At 35.7% G+C, this 16,980-nt stretch carries 14 protein-coding genes; 6 read left to right on the plus strand and 8 right to left on the minus strand.

The genetic code is table 11. The annotated features are described in order from the left end of the window. The first annotated feature begins 54 nt into the window (after window positions 1-54). Entirely contained in the window at window positions 55-2,322 is a 2,268-nt protein-coding gene (locus HQN62_RS06565) for an aconitate hydratase (RefSeq protein ID WP_173503755.1), read from the plus strand. A 557-nt stretch (window positions 2,323-2,879) separates the two neighbouring features. Here the strand turns inward: HQN62_RS06565 and HQN62_RS06570 are convergent. The 5 genes from HQN62_RS06570 to HQN62_RS06590 all read right to left on the minus strand — a co-directional run bounded on the left by HQN62_RS06570 (window position 2,880) and on the right by HQN62_RS06590 (window position 6,307). Continuing rightward, window positions 2,880-3,434 carry an REP-associated tyrosine transposase gene (locus HQN62_RS06570; protein WP_173503756.1) on the minus strand — a complete coding sequence of 185 codons (555 nt, stop codon included), beginning with the start codon at window positions 3,432-3,434 and terminating at the stop codon, window positions 2,880-2,882. 122 nt (window positions 3,435-3,556) lie between these two features. Then, window positions 3,557-3,838, minus strand: coding sequence for a hypothetical protein (locus tag HQN62_RS06575; RefSeq protein WP_173503757.1), 282 nt, complete (start codon window positions 3,836-3,838; stop codon window positions 3,557-3,559). A gap of 155 nt (window positions 3,839-3,993) precedes the next feature. Then, a complete protein-coding gene (locus HQN62_RS06580; protein WP_173503758.1) occupies window positions 3,994-4,950 on the minus strand; it encodes a DUF2971 domain-containing protein in 957 nt (318 codons plus the stop codon). 154 nt (window positions 4,951-5,104) lie between these two features. Next, the gene (locus tag HQN62_RS06585) at window positions 5,105-5,467 is read right to left on the minus strand and encodes a hypothetical protein (protein WP_173503759.1); all 363 of its coding nucleotides are present in this window, start codon (window positions 5,465-5,467) and stop codon (window positions 5,105-5,107) included. Window positions 5,468-5,809: 342 nt separating this feature from the next. Next, window positions 5,810-6,307 (minus strand): hypothetical protein, encoded by a 498-nt coding sequence (locus HQN62_RS06590; RefSeq protein ID WP_173503760.1) that lies wholly within the window; start codon window positions 6,305-6,307, stop codon window positions 5,810-5,812. A 426-nt stretch (window positions 6,308-6,733) separates the two neighbouring features. Between HQN62_RS06590 and trhA the strand changes: the two genes are divergently transcribed. The 3 genes from trhA to HQN62_RS06605 all read left to right on the plus strand — a co-directional run bounded on the left by trhA (window position 6,734) and on the right by HQN62_RS06605 (window position 10,750). Further along, window positions 6,734-7,366, plus strand: a complete 633-nt coding sequence (gene trhA, locus HQN62_RS06595) for a PAQR family membrane homeostasis protein TrhA (protein ID WP_173503761.1) — start codon at window positions 6,734-6,736, stop codon at window positions 7,364-7,366. Between the two features lie 211 nt (window positions 7,367-7,577). After that, window positions 7,578-9,002, plus strand: coding sequence for a C40 family peptidase (locus tag HQN62_RS06600; protein WP_173503762.1), 1,425 nt, complete (start codon window positions 7,578-7,580; stop codon window positions 9,000-9,002). 341 nt (window positions 9,003-9,343) lie between these two features. Beyond that, the gene (locus HQN62_RS06605) at window positions 9,344-10,750 is read left to right on the plus strand and encodes an APC family permease (RefSeq protein WP_173503763.1); all 1,407 of its coding nucleotides are present in this window, start codon (window positions 9,344-9,346) and stop codon (window positions 10,748-10,750) included. Between the two features lie 192 nt (window positions 10,751-10,942). On the opposite strand, the gene ald is transcribed toward HQN62_RS06605, so the two are convergent. Next, window positions 10,943-12,067, minus strand: coding sequence for an alanine dehydrogenase (gene ald / locus HQN62_RS06610; protein WP_173503764.1), 1,125 nt, complete (start codon window positions 12,065-12,067; stop codon window positions 10,943-10,945). A gap of 212 nt (window positions 12,068-12,279) precedes the next feature. On the opposite strand from ald, the gene HQN62_RS06615 reads away from it, so the two are divergent. After that, the gene (locus tag HQN62_RS06615; protein WP_077370209.1) at window positions 12,280-12,738 is read left to right on the plus strand and encodes an Lrp/AsnC family transcriptional regulator; all 459 of its coding nucleotides are present in this window, start codon (window positions 12,280-12,282) and stop codon (window positions 12,736-12,738) included. A gap of 308 nt (window positions 12,739-13,046) precedes the next feature. Here the strand turns inward: HQN62_RS06615 and HQN62_RS06620 are convergent, their stop codons facing one another. Together HQN62_RS06620 and HQN62_RS06625 are read right to left on the minus strand one after the other, a co-directional pair. Next, window positions 13,047-14,495 carry a glyceraldehyde-3-phosphate dehydrogenase gene (locus HQN62_RS06620; protein ID WP_173503765.1) on the minus strand — a complete coding sequence of 483 codons (1,449 nt, stop codon included), beginning with the start codon at window positions 14,493-14,495 and terminating at the stop codon, window positions 13,047-13,049. Between the two features lie 155 nt (window positions 14,496-14,650). After that, window positions 14,651-16,051, minus strand: a complete 1,401-nt coding sequence (locus HQN62_RS06625; protein ID WP_173503766.1) for a trypsin-like peptidase domain-containing protein — start codon at window positions 16,049-16,051, stop codon at window positions 14,651-14,653. A 139-nt stretch (window positions 16,052-16,190) separates the two neighbouring features. On the opposite strand from HQN62_RS06625, the gene dapF reads away from it, so the two are divergent. Next, entirely contained in the window at window positions 16,191-16,973 is a 783-nt protein-coding gene (gene dapF, locus HQN62_RS06630) for a diaminopimelate epimerase (protein WP_173503767.1), read from the plus strand. Window positions 16,974-16,980 lie beyond the last annotated feature (7 nt).

Raw genomic sequence — 16,980 nt, forward strand, 5'->3', positions numbered from 1 at the left:
TACACTTTGCGGAGCGCCGTATTAAATTATTAATAACAAAAACAATTATATGCTATGGCTTTTGATATTGAAATGATAAAAAAAGTGTACGCCAACATGAAAACTCGTGTTGATGCAGCACGCGAAATAGTTGGTCGCCCGCTTACTTTAACGGAGAAGATTTTGTACAGTCACCTTTGGGATGGGACTGTTAAACAAGCTTACGGAAGAGGAGTTGATTATGTTGATTTTGCTCCAGACAGAGTTGCTTGTCAAGATGCAACAGCTCAAATGGCATTGCTGCAATTTATGCATGCAGGAAAGAAAACAGTTGCAGTACCAACTACTGTTCACTGTGATCACTTGATTTTAGCTAAAAACGGTGCTAAATCTGATTTAGCGGTAGCAAATACTCAATCTAAAGAAGTTTTTGATTTTCTATCATCAGTTTCTAATAAATATGGAATTGGTTTCTGGAAACCGGGATCTGGAATTATTCATCAAATTGTTTTAGAAAACTACGCTTTCCCAGGCGGAATGATGATCGGTACCGATTCACATACTGTAAATGCAGGTGGGTTGGGAATGTTGGCTATCGGTGTTGGTGGTGCAGATGCTGTGGACGTAATGTCTGGAATGTCTTGGGAGCTGAAATTTCCTAAATTAATTGGAGTGAAATTGACTGGAAAATTATCGGGTTGGACAGCTCCAAAAGACGTTATCCTAAAAGTAGCCGATATTCTTACCGTAAAAGGCGGAACTGGAGCTATCGTAGAATATTTTGGGGAAGGAGCAACTTCAATGTCTTGTACAGGAAAAGGAACTATCTGTAATATGGGGGCCGAAATTGGTGCCACAACATCTACATTTGGTTATGATGATTCTATGCGCAGGTATTTAACGGCTACAGATCGTCAGGATGTGGTTGATGCTGCCGATAAAGTAGCTTCTTACTTGACTGCCGATCCAGAAGTTTATGCTAATCCGGAACAATATTTTGACCAACTTATTGAAATCAACTTATCAGAATTAGAACCACATATCAACGGGCCTTTCACGCCAGACCGCGGAACTCCAGTTTCAAAAATGAAAGCGGAAGCTGCTGCAAATGGATGGCCAATAAAAATTGAGTGGGGATTAATTGGTTCTTGTACCAACTCTTCTTACGAAGACATGGCTCGTGCAGCATCAATCGTAAATCAGGCTGTTGAACACGGAATTACCCCAAAAGCGGAGTTCGGAATCAATCCAGGATCGGAACAAATTCGTTACACTATTGAAAGAGATGGTATCATAGCCACTTTCGAAAAAATGGGAACCAAAGTATTCACCAATGCTTGTGGACCATGTATCGGACAATGGGATAGAGCAGGAGCAGATAAAGAAGAGAAAAACACTATCGTGCATTCATTCAACCGTAATTTCTCCAAAAGAGCAGATGGTAACCCAAATACGCACGCTTTTGTAACTTCGCCAGAAATGGTCGCTGCATTGGCTATTTCAGGAAGATTGGATTTCAATCCATTGACAGATACTTTAATGAATGATAATGGAGAAGCTGTAAAATTAACCGCTCCGTTTGGTGACGAATTACCAAAAAGAGGTTTTGATGTTGAAGATGCAGGTTTTCAAGCACCGGCCGAAGACGGATCAAGCGTTAAGATTGTAGTAAGCGAAACTTCAGATCGTTTACAGTTATTGGCACCTTTTGATCCATGGGACGGTAAAAACATTACTGGTGCTAAATTACTAATCAAAGCTTTCGGAAAATGTACTACAGATCACATCTCTATGGCAGGACCATGGTTGCGTTTCCGTGGACATTTAGATAATATTTCTAACAATATGCTGATTGGTGCTGTCAATGCATTCAACCAAACTGCAAATTCTGTTAAAAACCAATTGACTGGTGCTTATGAGGCAGTTCCTGCTGTAGCTCGTGCCTACAAAGCAGCCGGAATACCTTCTATTGTTGTGGGAGATCACAACTATGGTGAAGGTTCTTCTCGCGAGCATGCGGCTATGGAGCCTCGTTTCTTGGGCGTAAAAGCAGTGTTGGTAAAATCATTTGCCCGTATCCACGAAACGAATCTTAAAAAACAAGGTCTGTTAGGATTGACATTTGCCAACGAAGCCGATTATGACAAAATCCAAGAGGATGACACGATCAACTTCACTGATTTGGTTGATTTCGCTCCAGGAAAACCTTTGAGTATAGAATTCGTTCACGCCGACGGAAGCAAAGATATCATCTTGGCTAACCATACTTATAATGCAAGTCAAATAGGTTGGTTTGTTGCAGGTTCTGCATTGAACCTAATTGCGGCTGAAGCTAACGCATAAGTTTTTAAAAATTCAAATAAAAAAACTCTCAAGGCAACTTGGGAGTTTTTTGTTTAGGCACCGTAAATGTAATAAGGAGCTAATCCTGCTGTCATTTCAAGCTTGTTCATATCCTTGTTTTTTTATTACTATAAAAGGAGCTTCCGTTGGTCGCTCTTTTATAGCAATAAAAAAATACAAGTCTATTTTACAAGGCTTTGCATTCCCATCAGGGCTAGGGCATTCGTTTTCATAATGATATTTTTGTTTTGATTTGGCCAACATCAGTTTGTGGAAAACCTAAAAAGAAGCATCGATAGGCACTGATAGCGGATTTGTAATCCGTGTCGACTCCTCCTCTGGCGCTCGTTTGCAACGAGTGCCTACTTATATTAATAGATAAAATGTAGCGTTTGCAACGCGGCTCATTAAATATATTACCATAATGGTTCAACTTTTAAGTTACAAAATACAGTGTTATCTTCTTCATAATTTCTCCTCTGGCGCTCGTTTGCAACGAGTGCCTACTTATATTAATAGATAAAATGTAGCGTTTGCAACGCGGCTCATTAAATATATTACCATAATGGTTCAACTTTTAAGTTACAAAATACAGTGTTATCTTCTTCATAATTTCTATAACTACTATTTACATAATCTCTTTCATGAAAAACAATTTCTGCTTCAACTGGATTATAATGTATGTATTTTACACGTTGTTCCATTTTTTCTAAAGTATCTAAAATAACGGGATGAAAACCATCTTTCCATAATTTATAATTCTTAGCTCTTCCTGATTTTTGAGCTTCAAAACTAAATTTTCGTAACAACCATTCTCGTCTACTTTCTGGATGTTCTTGTATTGCTACTATTAATTTTTTAGAGGTATACTTCTTAAAATCACGTATCACATTTTGCAACTCCCCATCAAATGCAGAAACTATTAAATGAATATGACTTGTCATATAGACATAGGCATGTACGCTCAATCCTTTTTCCTTGATACAATAATTCAAAGATTCATCTAAGATATTGCAATAAACGGGACGTACAAACAAATCAACCCAATCAACAACAGTAATAGTAATAAAAGTGGGCACTGTACTATCTATAACTTTGTACTTCTCAGACATTCTTTTTTTTCAAATATATTGATTTTAAAAGAAAAGCAATAAAAAAAACAGGAATATACTTGTTTAAAGTTGCTCCTGTTTTAGTTAACCGCGTTGCAAACGCTACGAGTTGTTTTTACAAGTTAAGTAGGCACTCGTTGCAAACGAGCGCCAGTGGGGGTTACAGCTTTGTCATAAATTAATTTTAATGCATCTATTTGAAGCGTATTAAATCTAGAAAATTTAATTTCAGATCTCTTTAATTCATTTTTAAACTTTTCAATTTTATTAGAAACATAGATTGCTTGTAAAATTTGAAACAGAACTGTTGTCACAAAAAATCCTATCAATAGATATATATGGCTCGATGAATAATCTGAGAAATATTTTTCAAGTAATTGTTCTAAATCGTCTTTTGAAATCATATTGTGTGGTGTAATGTCTGCTAATGTTCTGGAACTACAGCGGGTTTGGGACTAAATTAAGCCCGTTATTCGGATTTACCAAATCTTTCAAATACAAAACCAATTTCAAATTAAGCCTTATACCCAAATTGCTTGTAGCATGTGTTGTGCGATGTTTAAATTTCTTCGAAGTCTAACTTATAATTACCTGTTAGTTTTGTTTGAAAAACTGGTAAATTTTTCTTTTTACAAATTTCAATAATTTCATTCTTATGGTTTTCTGATATTTTGTAACCAAGAAAAACTTTAGTTTGACAGTTCATTGGATAATTTTGCCTAAGAAATGAAGCTCCAAAATTTATTATAAATCTCCATTCTTTTTCATATTCCCAATTTTTTGATTTTGTACTACCCGATAATAACGGATATAAATTATTCCATTCAGTTCCATTTATTGACTTTAGTAAATGCGGTGTAGAATTATAAACTTCATCTTGGTAAAGAATTGGAAATAAAATTCTTCTTCTTATATCGGATTTGTTCCACCGATCAATATCGTATTCAATGCAAAATCCACGGTGAGAATCTGAATAATGACTCCACATAAGAAACTGATTGTTTTCTTCACAAAACGAACTTACCTTCATTGAATCTTGAATGAATTCAAGTTTCTCTGAACTAAGTCTTTGGTTGTTTTTTGCCACATATTCTGAAATGAAGTTGAAAAATGTATCAAATTTTAAATCAGAATATTGGTTTTCTTTCATTAAAGCTTTACCAATTATTTCAAACGGATCATCACTTTCTTTTGCTTTTTCGATTATTTCTTGACTAACTTGAATTTTACTTTTCATCATTTCAAGGAATTCATTCATATGCTTTTTAGTTATAGCATTGTTTAGCGCTTTGAAATCAATGTTTTCATAAAATTCATAAGGGTCATTATAATCGTTTGGGCTATTTAGCCAAACTGTATCTTCTACAAGGTTATTAAGAGAATATTCGTTTATAGGTCTATACTTATAGAGTTTTGATGGTATATTTTGATTTTTTAGAATTTGAGCTTTTTCAATATTAGCTATGTTTTCATCACAAGATTCTATTAATTGCCTGAATTCGTATTTCCAATTCATGATTTATTCTCGAGGGTTTATAAATATCGCACAACTTATTCATATGTGTAACTCAATCATACATATTCGCCCAAAAGGGAGTGTATAAATGTGATATAATACACACTTTTTATAAAACCAAATATAGTTGATTTCCTCATAATTCCAATTCGTTTTATTTTTTAATCAACTCCCTCATAGTCTCCATCTGGATTTCCATTTTTTGTATGATGGCCTCTTTCTGGGCAAGTTCTTCTTTTAAGGCTTTTTCGCGAATGGTTTCAAAACGATAGGGCAGGTATTCACCCAATTGAGCGATAAAATTGTGTTTCAATGCCAAGCTTAGTTTCCATAAAACGGCAAACTGCAGCGTATCTCTTTTGCAATAGGCTGTCAGTCCTTTGGGGCGTATGTTCAGTGCTCTGGCTACATCTGCTTTGGTTACAAGCTGCTGCGAAATATGGTAATTGATAAAATTCCCCACCTGCGGGTACTGATCGCCCCTGTCGAGGCTGTGTTTTTTATTGTTGTCTGTCATAATAGTTTTTTTTTAAATAGTTTATACCCAATAAAAGTGATCAAACCACCCCATTATACACCCCTATGCTCCATAAAAGCAGTACCGATACTATTATTTATAGGGTGTATGGGTACTATAAAGTAGGGGTCTTGCTCCATTAAAAGAGGGGCTATACTCCCTAAAGGAGGGAGGTTTGACCCTTATTTGTAGGGGGCTAAGGGTGTTTTTGTGGGTGCATTAGTAACCAAAAGCACCCCTATTAGACTAGAAAACAAGCCCCATAGGTCGTTTTTTGATTCACTATTTTCGGTAAAAAAAGCCCCATAGCATAATGGGGCCAGTTTAGCATTGCAACGGTTGTTATTGCACGGGTACAGGAGGTGCTGCAGTAGTTCCTGTACTGCTATTGTTTGGGAAACGTTTTTTGAGTTGATCGACTATGCTGTCGGCACCCTGAACTCCGGCATCGGCTGCCGAACCAAAGGTTTTGTACAGCGCGAGTGCCACACTGTAGGCTTCACTTCCTGCTAGCATTTTAGTGTCTTCAATGCGCTCACAAAGCTGGTTTGCCAATCCCGAGATTTCATCCAGTTGCGTAAAAAGTGTTAAATCACTTTGCATATTCGCCACCGAAAGATAGGAAGGAACAAGCGTTGGATTGTTTACCGCCGCATTAATGGCATCTTCGGTAAACGCCTTGTTACTGACATCAATAGTGATTAATGATTTTCTCTCATCGGCAGTTAAACCCACCAAAAAAGGAAGATTGGTTAGAATAGTTTGGAAAGCGGCTTTGACTGCCGTTACCTGTGCTGCCGTAGCAGTAGCGTTTACGCGATTGTTAAGCAAATTTGACATAAATAGTTTTTTATTGGTTATTGTAATAATAGATTACAAAATCAAAACTAAACTATTTTTGCTTTTTTGCATAGCTTTTTTCTTTCTTTATTTTTGTATTTTGTTAAAAATATAAGTAAAGAGCTACTGGTTAGTTTTAAAGTTGTAGGGTTTTTATCATTGTAGTTGGGTTTGCAAGTCAAATTCTCGCAAAGACGCAAAGAAACTGCCTTAACCTTTGCGTCTTTGCGAGAGTTTATTTAAATATCCTGCTTTTCACAATAGTAGAGGAGAGATTTCCACAAGAAGCTCGGCAAATGTATCTTACTATAAAAAAATGTTTGGAGTAAACGGAACAGAATTTTAAAAGCTTATGCCTCGGAATGGTTGAAATTAAATGATGAAATCGTATCTTTATTGAAATAAAAACTATTAAATCAGACTGTAATGGAAGTAAGAATACAAACGCGCAACGAAGAATTAGCCAATGGAATTTCACATGCTCTTGGTGTGCTTTTTTGTTTAATCGGAATGCCGTTCCTTCTTATGAAATCAAGCGGACAGCACAATTTAATTACCGAATCTTCCGTTATTGTTTTTGGAATAGGAATGTTATTGGTGTATTCATTTTCGTCTTTGTATCATTTGGCACAAAAAGAGAAAACGAAACAGTTGCTTAAAATTGCAGATCACATCAGTATTTACTATCTAATTGCCGGAACCTACTCACCATTGATGGTTATTTATTTGAATAAAGAAACGGCTTTGGTTTTTCTGGGAATAATGTGGTCAATAGTTTTGCTGGGAACTTTTTTTAAGATTTTTTACGTTGATCGTTTTAAGTTTCTTTCTGTTTTGTTTTATTTATTGATGGGATGGATGATTGTTTTTGTGATAAAGCCTTTGTGGGGAGTGATTCCTTTACCGGTATTTTTGTGGATACTTGCCGGAGGATTGAGTTATACTGTAGGCGTTTATTTTTATGTAAAAGGGCATAAAAACTACTTTCATACTGTTTGGCATTTCTTTGTGCTTTTAGGTACTGTTTTTCACTATGTAGCTATTTTGGAAAGTTTGTAAACTGTTTTAATAATTAACATTATCAACTGCTAAGAAGATTATTGTAACATTTTTTTAAATTTTAGTAATCCTTTAACTTTCAAATCTAACAAATAACTTATATTTGTAAATCTCGATAAAAATCTCTTTTTGAGGGATGAAATACGATAAAATTCAATAAATTACCTCGAAATCGTACGTATTGAAAAAAATGAGGTAAAAAAATACAAGTATGAAGTTTTTAAGAGTAATTGTTTTAGCGTTTATTTTTTGTAGTGTTGGTGTTTTTTCGCAAGAGAATAACATCAAACACACCATAGTAAAAGGGGAAACAATTTCTAGTATTGCTCAAAAATATAATGTTTCTATTGTTTCTATTTATAAGCTAAATCCCAAGGCTAAAAAGACATTACAACTTAATCAGGTTTTGCAGATTCCAAATTCTGAATCTAAAAAAACGAATGAATTGGTAGTTGCTGATTCTGAAAAAACAATAGATATCAATCACCAAGTATTGACCAAAGAAACAATTTACGGAATTACAAAGCAATTTAAAACTACTACAGAACTACTTTATAAAGCCAATCCTCAATTAGAAACAGAAGGATTAAAAGTTGGTCAGACAATTATTATTCCATCGAGTTTGACTAAAAAAGAGATAGCAAATTTATCCAATTCAAAAACGCAAGAGATAGTTGAGACGGTAGAAGCATCAACTCCATTAACGCACCAAGTGAAAGCTAAAGAATCCTTGTATGTTATTGCAAAGATGTATGGTGTTTCATTAAAAGAATTGCAAAATTCAAATCCAAAAATAGGAAACAAAGGATTAAGCATTGGACAAACTATTTTGATTCCAAGTAATGGTAAAATAGTAGAAAATGAAGTTGTACTTGAAGTAAAAAAGCCTGAAACGAAAGAAGTTTCTACTGCGGTTAAGGAAAGTAAAGAAGTGGCTTCCGTGCTTGACGAAAAAGAAGTTAACGATAAAGAGGTAAAAGCAGATTCACAAATTCAGACATCAGAAATCATTCATGAGGTTTTGACCAAAGAAACTAAGTACGGAATTGCAAAGAAATACGGAATTACTGTTGCAGAATTAGAAAAGCAAAATCCTGCTATTCAACAAAAATTATTGGTTGGTTCAAAGTTGAGTATTCAAGTTCCTAATGATAAAATTGAAAAGGGGAGTGAAGTGGACGTGGCAGAGTCTCAAATAAAATTAATTCCTAAAGATACAATAAGCGCAACGTTTAATAATATGTCGAATGTAGGTTTGATCGATCAATTGATACAAACAGCATACGATAAAATAGGAACAAGATATAGAAGTGGAGGTACCACAACCGCTGGATTTGATTGTTCGGGGTTTATGTGTTCTACATTCGGAAATTTTGATATAAAATTGCCGAGATCTTCTATAGAACAGTCAAGTTTTGGTGAAAGAGTAGAAACCGAGAATGTGCAAAAAGGTGATTTGATTTTCTTTAAAACTAACGGAAGAAGTCATATCAATCATGTTGGAATGGTAATCGATGTTGTAGATGATGAAATTAAATTTATTCATTCTTCAACACATTCGGGAGTGATTATTTCTTCTACCAAAGAGCCTTATTACCGTCGTAATTTTGCACAGGTGAATCGAGTATTAAAATAACTTTTAAAAAAATAATTCAATGGAACTCTTAAGGAAACTTAAGAGTTTTTTGTTTTTTATTATTTAATCTTTCGGTGTAAAGACAGGGCAAACGCATGAGTTTAAATAATGGCCGCAGATTCGCTGATTAATTTATTGGAAAGCTGATTTTTTTTTGATTTTAAAGAAATTAATTTGCGCTAATTCCGCTGAAAGCGGTTAATTCGGTATAGAAATTTCAATTAAAATCTGCGAATCTGCGGTAAAAACAACTCATGCGTTTGCCCTGGGTGTAAAGAGTATTATTAGCCATTTTCAAAAAAAAGTATATCTTTAGCCAACCAAAAAATAAACCTATAAAAATGGAAGAAAACAAACCAGAAGAATTTAAAAGAGAACTCGGATTACTAGACGGAACAATGCTTGTTGTTGGATCAATGATTGGATCAGGGATATTTATTGTGAGCTCGGATATGGTGCGCCAATTGGGTTCTGCCGGCTGGCTGATTGCGATGTGGGTGCTTACCGGATTTATTACCGTGATTGCAGCCGTTAGTTATGGCGAGTTGAGCGCGATGTTTCCCAAAGCGGGCGGGCAATACGTTTATATAAAAGAAGCTTACGGAAAACTGATTGGTTTTTTATATGGTTGGAGCTTTTTTGCAGTGATACAAACGGGCACAATTGCTGCAGTGGGTGTGGCTTTCTCGAAATTTGCCGCTTATTTGTATTCTCCTGTGAGCGAAAAAAATATTATTTATGAATTGGGTGATTTCAAACTTAGTGCTGCCCAAATCGTTTCGATAATCACCATTATTTTATTGAGTTATATCAATAGTCGCGGTGTGAAAAACAGCAAGATTTTGCAAACAGTTTTGACGGTTATTAAAATTGCCTCGATTTTTGGATTGATTATTTTCGGATTCGTGGCAGCTAAATCCGAAGTTTGGGATGCCAATTGGGCGAATGCTTGGACTTCTCAATCATTGAATACTGATACGGGTTCTTGGCTTCCGATTAGTGGAGTGGCCTTGATTTCGGCAATGTCGGCGGCATTGGTGGGTTCGTTGTTTTCTAGCGTGGCATGGGAAGGCGTGACTTTTATCGCTGGGGAAATCAAAAATCCAAAACGCAATGTAGGATTGAGTTTGTTTCTAGGAACCTTGATTGTAAGTTGTATTTATATTTTGGCCAATGTGATGTATTTGGCGGTGGTTCCTTTGCAGGATATTGCGACGGCAGAATCGGATAGAGTGGCTGTTGTGGCATCGCAAAACATTTTCGGAAATATTGGAACATTAATTATCGCCTTGATGATTATGATTTCGACTTTTGCCTGTAATAATGGTTTGATTATGACTGGGGCAAGGGTTTATTATACGATGGCGCAAGACGGTTTGTTTTTCAAAAAAGCTTCCCATTTGAACAAGGCGAGCGTACCGGCCTGGGCATTGTGGGCGCAGTGTTTTTGGGCTTCGGCCTTGTGTTTGACTGGAAAATACGGCGATTTGTTGGACTTTGTTGTAATTATCGTTTTGATATTTTACATCCTGACCATTTACGGAATTTTTGTTCTTCGCAAGAAAATGCCAGATGCCGAAAGACCGTATAGAGCTTTTGGTTATCCGTTTTTGCCAGCACTTTACATTATTATTGCCAGCGCCATTTGTATTGCGTTGTTATACACAAAGCCTAGCACTTGTGGTTGGGGTGTTTTTATAATGTTGATTGGAATTCCGATTTATTATTTGACTAAATCTAAGGAGTAATTGTTTAGGTGCTGATTTCAGAACTCAGATTCTTTAGGGAATTCGGGATTAGGATAAAGATTTTAGTTTAAAAAAGGTTTTTAAAAATCCGTCTCATGAATCGAGACGGATTTTTTGTTCCTGATATAAAACAGAAAACCCGTTTTGATGAACAAAACGGGTTTTTCTAGTGTAGTAAGCACTTATTTAATATTAGCAAACTGCGTCGGCTAATATTAACTCTTCATTAAAAGGAAGGTTCCAAGCTTCGGCTACTCCTTTGTAAAGGATTTTTCCGTTGGCAATGTTTAATCCTTTTTTTAATTCTTCGTTTTCAGCACAAGCTTTTTGCCATCCTTTGTTTGCCAATTGTACAGCATATGGCAAAGTAGCATTTGTAAGCGCCAAAGTTGAAGTATAAGGAACTGCACCTGGCATATTAGCCACACAGTAATGTACGATATCATCAATAATGAAAGTTGGATTTTCGTGAGTTGTAGGAGTACAAGTTTCAATACATCCTCCTTGATCTACAGCAACGTCAACAAGAACTGTTCCTGGACGCATAGATTTTAACATTTCACGTTTAATCAAATGTGGTGCTTTTGCTCCTGGGATTAATACAGCTCCAATAATCAAATCAGTGTCTAAAATTGCTTTTCTGATGTTGTATTCGTTAGACATTTGTGTCATAACATTAGCTGGCATAATATCGTCTAATTGACGTAAACGCGGTAAGCTAACATCCATGATAGTAACTTGAGCTCCTAGACCTGCAGCCATTTTTGCAGCTTGTGTTCCTACGATTCCACCACCAAGTACTAATACTTTAGCAGGAGGAACACCTGGGACACCACCTAGAAGAATTCCTCTTCCTTTTAATGGTTTTTCTAAGTATTTAGCACCTTCTTGAATAGACATACGTCCAGCTACTTCAGACATTGGAACTAACAATGGCAAGCTACGGTCTGTTTTTTCAACAGTTTCGTATGCCAAACAGATAGCTTGACGCTCAATCATTGCATGAGTTAATGGCTCAGATGATGCAAAGTGAAAGTATGTGAAAAGTAATTGATCTTTTTTGATAAGTGGGTATTCTGAAGCGATTGGCTCTTTTACTTTGATAATCATTTCAGCGATACCATATACTTCTTCAATAGTAGGTAAGATTACAGCACCGGCTGCAGCATATTCTTCATCAGCAAAACCGCTTCCTTCACCTGCAGTTGCTTGAACATAAACACTATGACCGTTATTTTTCAACTCAGCAACACCTGCTGGAGTTAGAGCAACACGATTTTCGTTATTCTTGATTTCTTTTGGTACACCGATTATCATAACTGTTGTATTAAGTGATTGATTTAAAATTCAATTACAAATTTAGCAGATAAAGAAAAATTTTGTTCATTGTAAATCAAAATAGGAAAATATTATTTTTATTTAGTAATTTAGCATGAAATATTTCTTTTTTTGATGCTTTTTTTATTTCTAAAAAGAAAATTAATCGGATTATTTTGTTATAAATCAATTTTATTAAACCTCTTTTTGTTATGATTTTAGACGAAAACGACAGAAAAATATTGCGCCTCCTGCAGGAAGATGCGCATTTGACATTAAAAGACATTTCAAATCGGATAAATCTCTCGCTGACTCCGGTTCATGATCGAGTGAAACGTCTTGAAAAAGAGGGTATTATAGAGCGATATGTTTCTATTTTGAACAAGAAAAAGTTAGGTAAAAACCTCACGGTTTACTGTCAAGTGACCTTGGTGAAACAAACTTTTGATATTTCGGATAGTTTCAATCAAGCGATATTGAATTTACCTGAAGTGGTGGAATGTAATTTTGTTTCGGGAAGTTTTGATTATATGCTCAAAATTGTATTGCCCGATATGGAAAGTTACCATCATTTTCATCAAATGAAATTGTCGATTTTGCCCGAGGTGTCTTTGATAAATAGTTTTTTTATTATTTCGGAAGTGAAGAGTACGACGGTTTTGCCAATTTAGATTGTTGGGCTTTGATTCTAAATATCTTTTGTGATAAAAAGTTGTCGCTTAGCGCGTGAAGGATAGAAGCTAGCTACCGAAGTAGCGCGGATAGCCTGACAGCAGTAGGGAAGGAGCCGAATAAGCGTTTTGTATATTGGGCTCCTTTTCTACTGGTGGCACGCCCAAATAGATTTTAGAGAAAATAAAAAATCCGCCTTGTTCTAAAACTTGGCGGATTTCTGTTGAATTCAGGCTGGGGCACATTTATTATCTAAAAAACTAAAATTAAAACTAAAAGAGCGATACCCAACCTGTAAATCTAAATGCTAGTAGTACGTAAAACGTCTTACTTTGGCAATATATTTGGCTAGTCTTATTACTTGGTGACTGTAACCGTATTCATTGTCGTACCAAATGTAAAGCACTATGTTTTTTCCGTCTTTGGAAACGATGGTGGCATTACTGTCATAAATTGAAGGCGCCGAAGTTCCCACGATATCTGAAGAAACTAATTCGTTATTCAATGAATATTTGATTTGTTCTACCAATTCGCCTTCAAGGGCATACTTTTTCATGATAGTGTTAATGGCTTCTATCGAAGTTTCCTTTTTTACTTCAAGATTCAACACAACCAAAGAACCATTTGGAACAGGTACGCGAATGGCATTTGAAGTTAATTTACCTTCCAATGATGGCAATGCTTTGGCAACTGCAGTTCCGGCACCAGTTTCGGTGATGACCATATTTAGTGCTGCTGCTCTACCACGACGGTATTTATTGTGCATATTGTCAACCAAATTTTGGTCGTTTGTATAGGCGTGAATTGTTTCAAGATGTCCTTTTACAACTCCCAAAGTGTCTTCAATCGCTTTTAGGATTGGAGTAATTGCATTGGTAGTGCATGAAGCAGCCGAGAAAATGTCAATTTCGTCTGGGTTGTATTCGTTTTGGTTAACACCATGAACGATATTTGGAACTCCTTTTCCTGGTGCAGTAAGCAATACTTTATCAACTCCTTTTGAAACTAAATGACGGCTCAATGCTTCTTTAGTTGTGAAAGCGCCTGTATTGTCAATTACTAGGGCATTGTCAATTCCGTATTTAGTATAGTCAATTTCCTCTGGAGTGTTTGCTGTGATGATATGAACGGTAGTACCGTTGATGATTAAAGCATTGTTTTTAGTATCGGCAACAACAGAACCTTGAAAATCTCCATGAATGGAATCGTAACGTAATAAAGAAGCTCTTTTTTCTAAGCTTGTAGCATCGTTTTTGTCTCTCGTAACGATGGCTCTCAAACGCATTTGCTCTCCTTTTCCTGTTTTGGACATTAGCTCTCGTGCCAATAAACGTCCAATACGGCCAAAACCATAAAGAATTACATCTTTGGGTTGGATTTCTTCAGAGAATTTAGCTTCTTTTAATTTGTCTAAAACAAAATGTCTTGCATCTGGGTATTTTTCATCTTCTAGACGGTACTCGTAAGTAAGTTTTCCAATGTCCAATTTTGATGGTGGTAAGTCCAAAGTAAGAATTACATTGGCGATTTCAACTGAATCGGAAACCGAGATTGGTTTGCCTACAAATTTACCTGCATATTCATGTAAGTTGATAATTTCACTTACGTTTCTATCTATTAATTGATTGCGGAACAAAACCAATTCGATTGATTTGTCATACCATAAATCACTAATAATTTTAATTAATTCTACTCCTGAACGTCTTCTGTCGGCTTGAAACGAAACCTCTTTTTCGTATAAATCCATGTTATTCATGTTGAAAATTTGTATTGTTAATTAATGCAGTTTTTTAAAATTTGGTGCAAAAGTACTTATTTCAATCGATTTCGTAACTTTTTTTATAATTTTTTTGGAATAAAAAAAGCCGACTTGCATTTACAAGTCGGCTTTAAATTTATCGTTTTAACTTTTTAGATAATGATTCGCATGACCTCACCGTTTTTATTTATCATTTCGATACGGATGCTTTGTTTTTCGTCTTTATTATTCAAAAGTTTAGAAACCGTTTCGACATTCGTTGCTTTGACATTGTCAATGCTTAAAATGATGTTTCCGACAAGTTCATCACTATATTGTGCTAAGTTTTCATTGTTAATGGATTTGATTTTTACGCCATAATCCAATTTGAATTTCTTTTTATCGGCAGTATCAATGTTCTCCAGTTCGATTCCTTTGAATTCGGTGCTAAAGTTTTCATTTTTACTCAATATAACTGGTACAACTAAATTTTTGCCATCTCTAATGATAGTAACCTGAACTTTATCATTAGGTCTTTTGGTGTTAACATAGCCTGAAAGATCAGCAAAAGTAGAAATATCCTGATTGTCTAATTTGATGATGATATCTCCTTTTTGTAATTTGGCTTTTTCGGCACCCGAGTTTTTGGATACTCTGTTAATGTAAAAGCCTTGTGTTTGTGAAATTCCCAATTCTTTGGAAGCAGTTCCGTTCAATTCACCTCCTTCAACTCCTAGAATTCCTCTTTGTACATTTCCAAATTCCATTATGTCTTCGATTATTTTTCGGGCATTATTGGAAGGAATGGCAAAAGAATAGCCAACATAAGAACCTGTCATTGATGTAATCATTGTGTTGATTCCTATCAATTCTCCACGGGTGTTTACCAATGCGCCTCCACTATTTCCTGGATTTACCGCAGCATCAGTTTGTATGAAAGACTGAATTCCTCGAGCGTCCAGATTTCTGGCTTTGGCCGAAACAATTCCGGCTGTTACGGTTGATGTCAAGTTGTATGGATTTCCTACGGCTAATACCCATTCACCTACTTTAACCGAATCGGAGTTGGCAAATGTAGAATAGGGTAATTTTTCATCGGCATCGATTTTTAGCAAAGCAATGTCCATTTTAGAATCGGTTCCAATGAGTTTTGCTTTGTACGTTTTTTTGTTGTTCAATGTGATTTCAATGTCTGTAGCGTCTTTTACCACGTGATTGTTGGTCACGATATAACCATCTTCAGAAATAATGACACCTGATCCAGTTCCAACTTGCTCTTGCTGTTGTTGTCCCCCATATCCGTAAAAGTATTCCATGATGGGATTAGAAATCGTTCTCACAGATACATTCTTTACGTGAACTACAGTGTGTACAGTTTTGTCTGCGGCGACTGTAAAATCGATGTTTTCTGCGGCTAGACCAACTTGTCTTCCGTAGGATTCAGGAGCAAGTGTTGTAATTCCATGTTTGTTGGACGAAAAATAACCATTGTTGTCAAATAATAATTTGTATGCGCCAAGGGTTGTTGCGCCACTCAACAAGGATACCAAGAATAATTTTGAAATTTGTTTCATTTTGCTTTTCGTTTTTATTAGTTATTTGATAACGAATTTAGCAGATTTTTTTTTTCGAACAATATGGTTTAACGCTCTTTAACAATGATTAACAATTCATTAATAGTTTGTACTTTTGTGTGATAAAATGGAAATAAAAATGCAATTAGAATTTTATAAATACCAAGGTGCTGGAAACGATTTTGTTATGATTGACAATCGTTCCGGATTTTTTCCAAAAGAGAATACGCAATTGATTGCTCATTTATGTGACAGACGTTTTGGGATTGGTGGAGACGGACTTATTTTGTTAGAAAATGACTCTGATACTGATTTTAAAATGGTGTATTATAATTCAGATGGGAATCAAAGTTCGATGTGTGGCAATGGAGGACGTTGTTTGGTGGCTTTCGCCAAAGATTTGAATGTGATTGAGAATGCTACTACTTTCATTGCGACTGATGGTTTGCATCATGCGTCATTTGAAGACAACGGATTGGTTTCTTTGCAGATGATTGATGTTCCGACTATAGATATTAAAAAAGACCACTCTTTCTTGAATACAGGTTCCCCACATCATGTTCAAATGGTGGAGGATTTAGAGCATTACAATATAAAAGAAAAAGGTGCTGCGATTCGTTATGGCGAATTATACGGCGCTGCAGGTAGCAATATTAATTTTGTAAAAAAAATAGACGATACCACTTTTAGACTTCGCACCTACGAAAGAGGAGTAGAAGATGAGACTTTGGCTTGCGGAACCGGTGCTACAGCAGTTGCAATTGCAATGAACGCTACAGGACAAACAAATGCCACAGCTATCAATGTAAATGTTGAAGGCGGAAAATTAGTGGTTTCTTTTGATAAAACGCCAAATGGTTTTACAAATGTGTTCCTAAAAGGTCCTGCAGAATTTGTGTTTAAAGGGACGATAGAGATTTAAGGTAAAA

It is taken from the genome of Flavobacterium sp. M31R6 (assembly GCF_013284035.1).
Taxonomy (GTDB): domain Bacteria; phylum Bacteroidota; class Bacteroidia; order Flavobacteriales; family Flavobacteriaceae; genus Flavobacterium.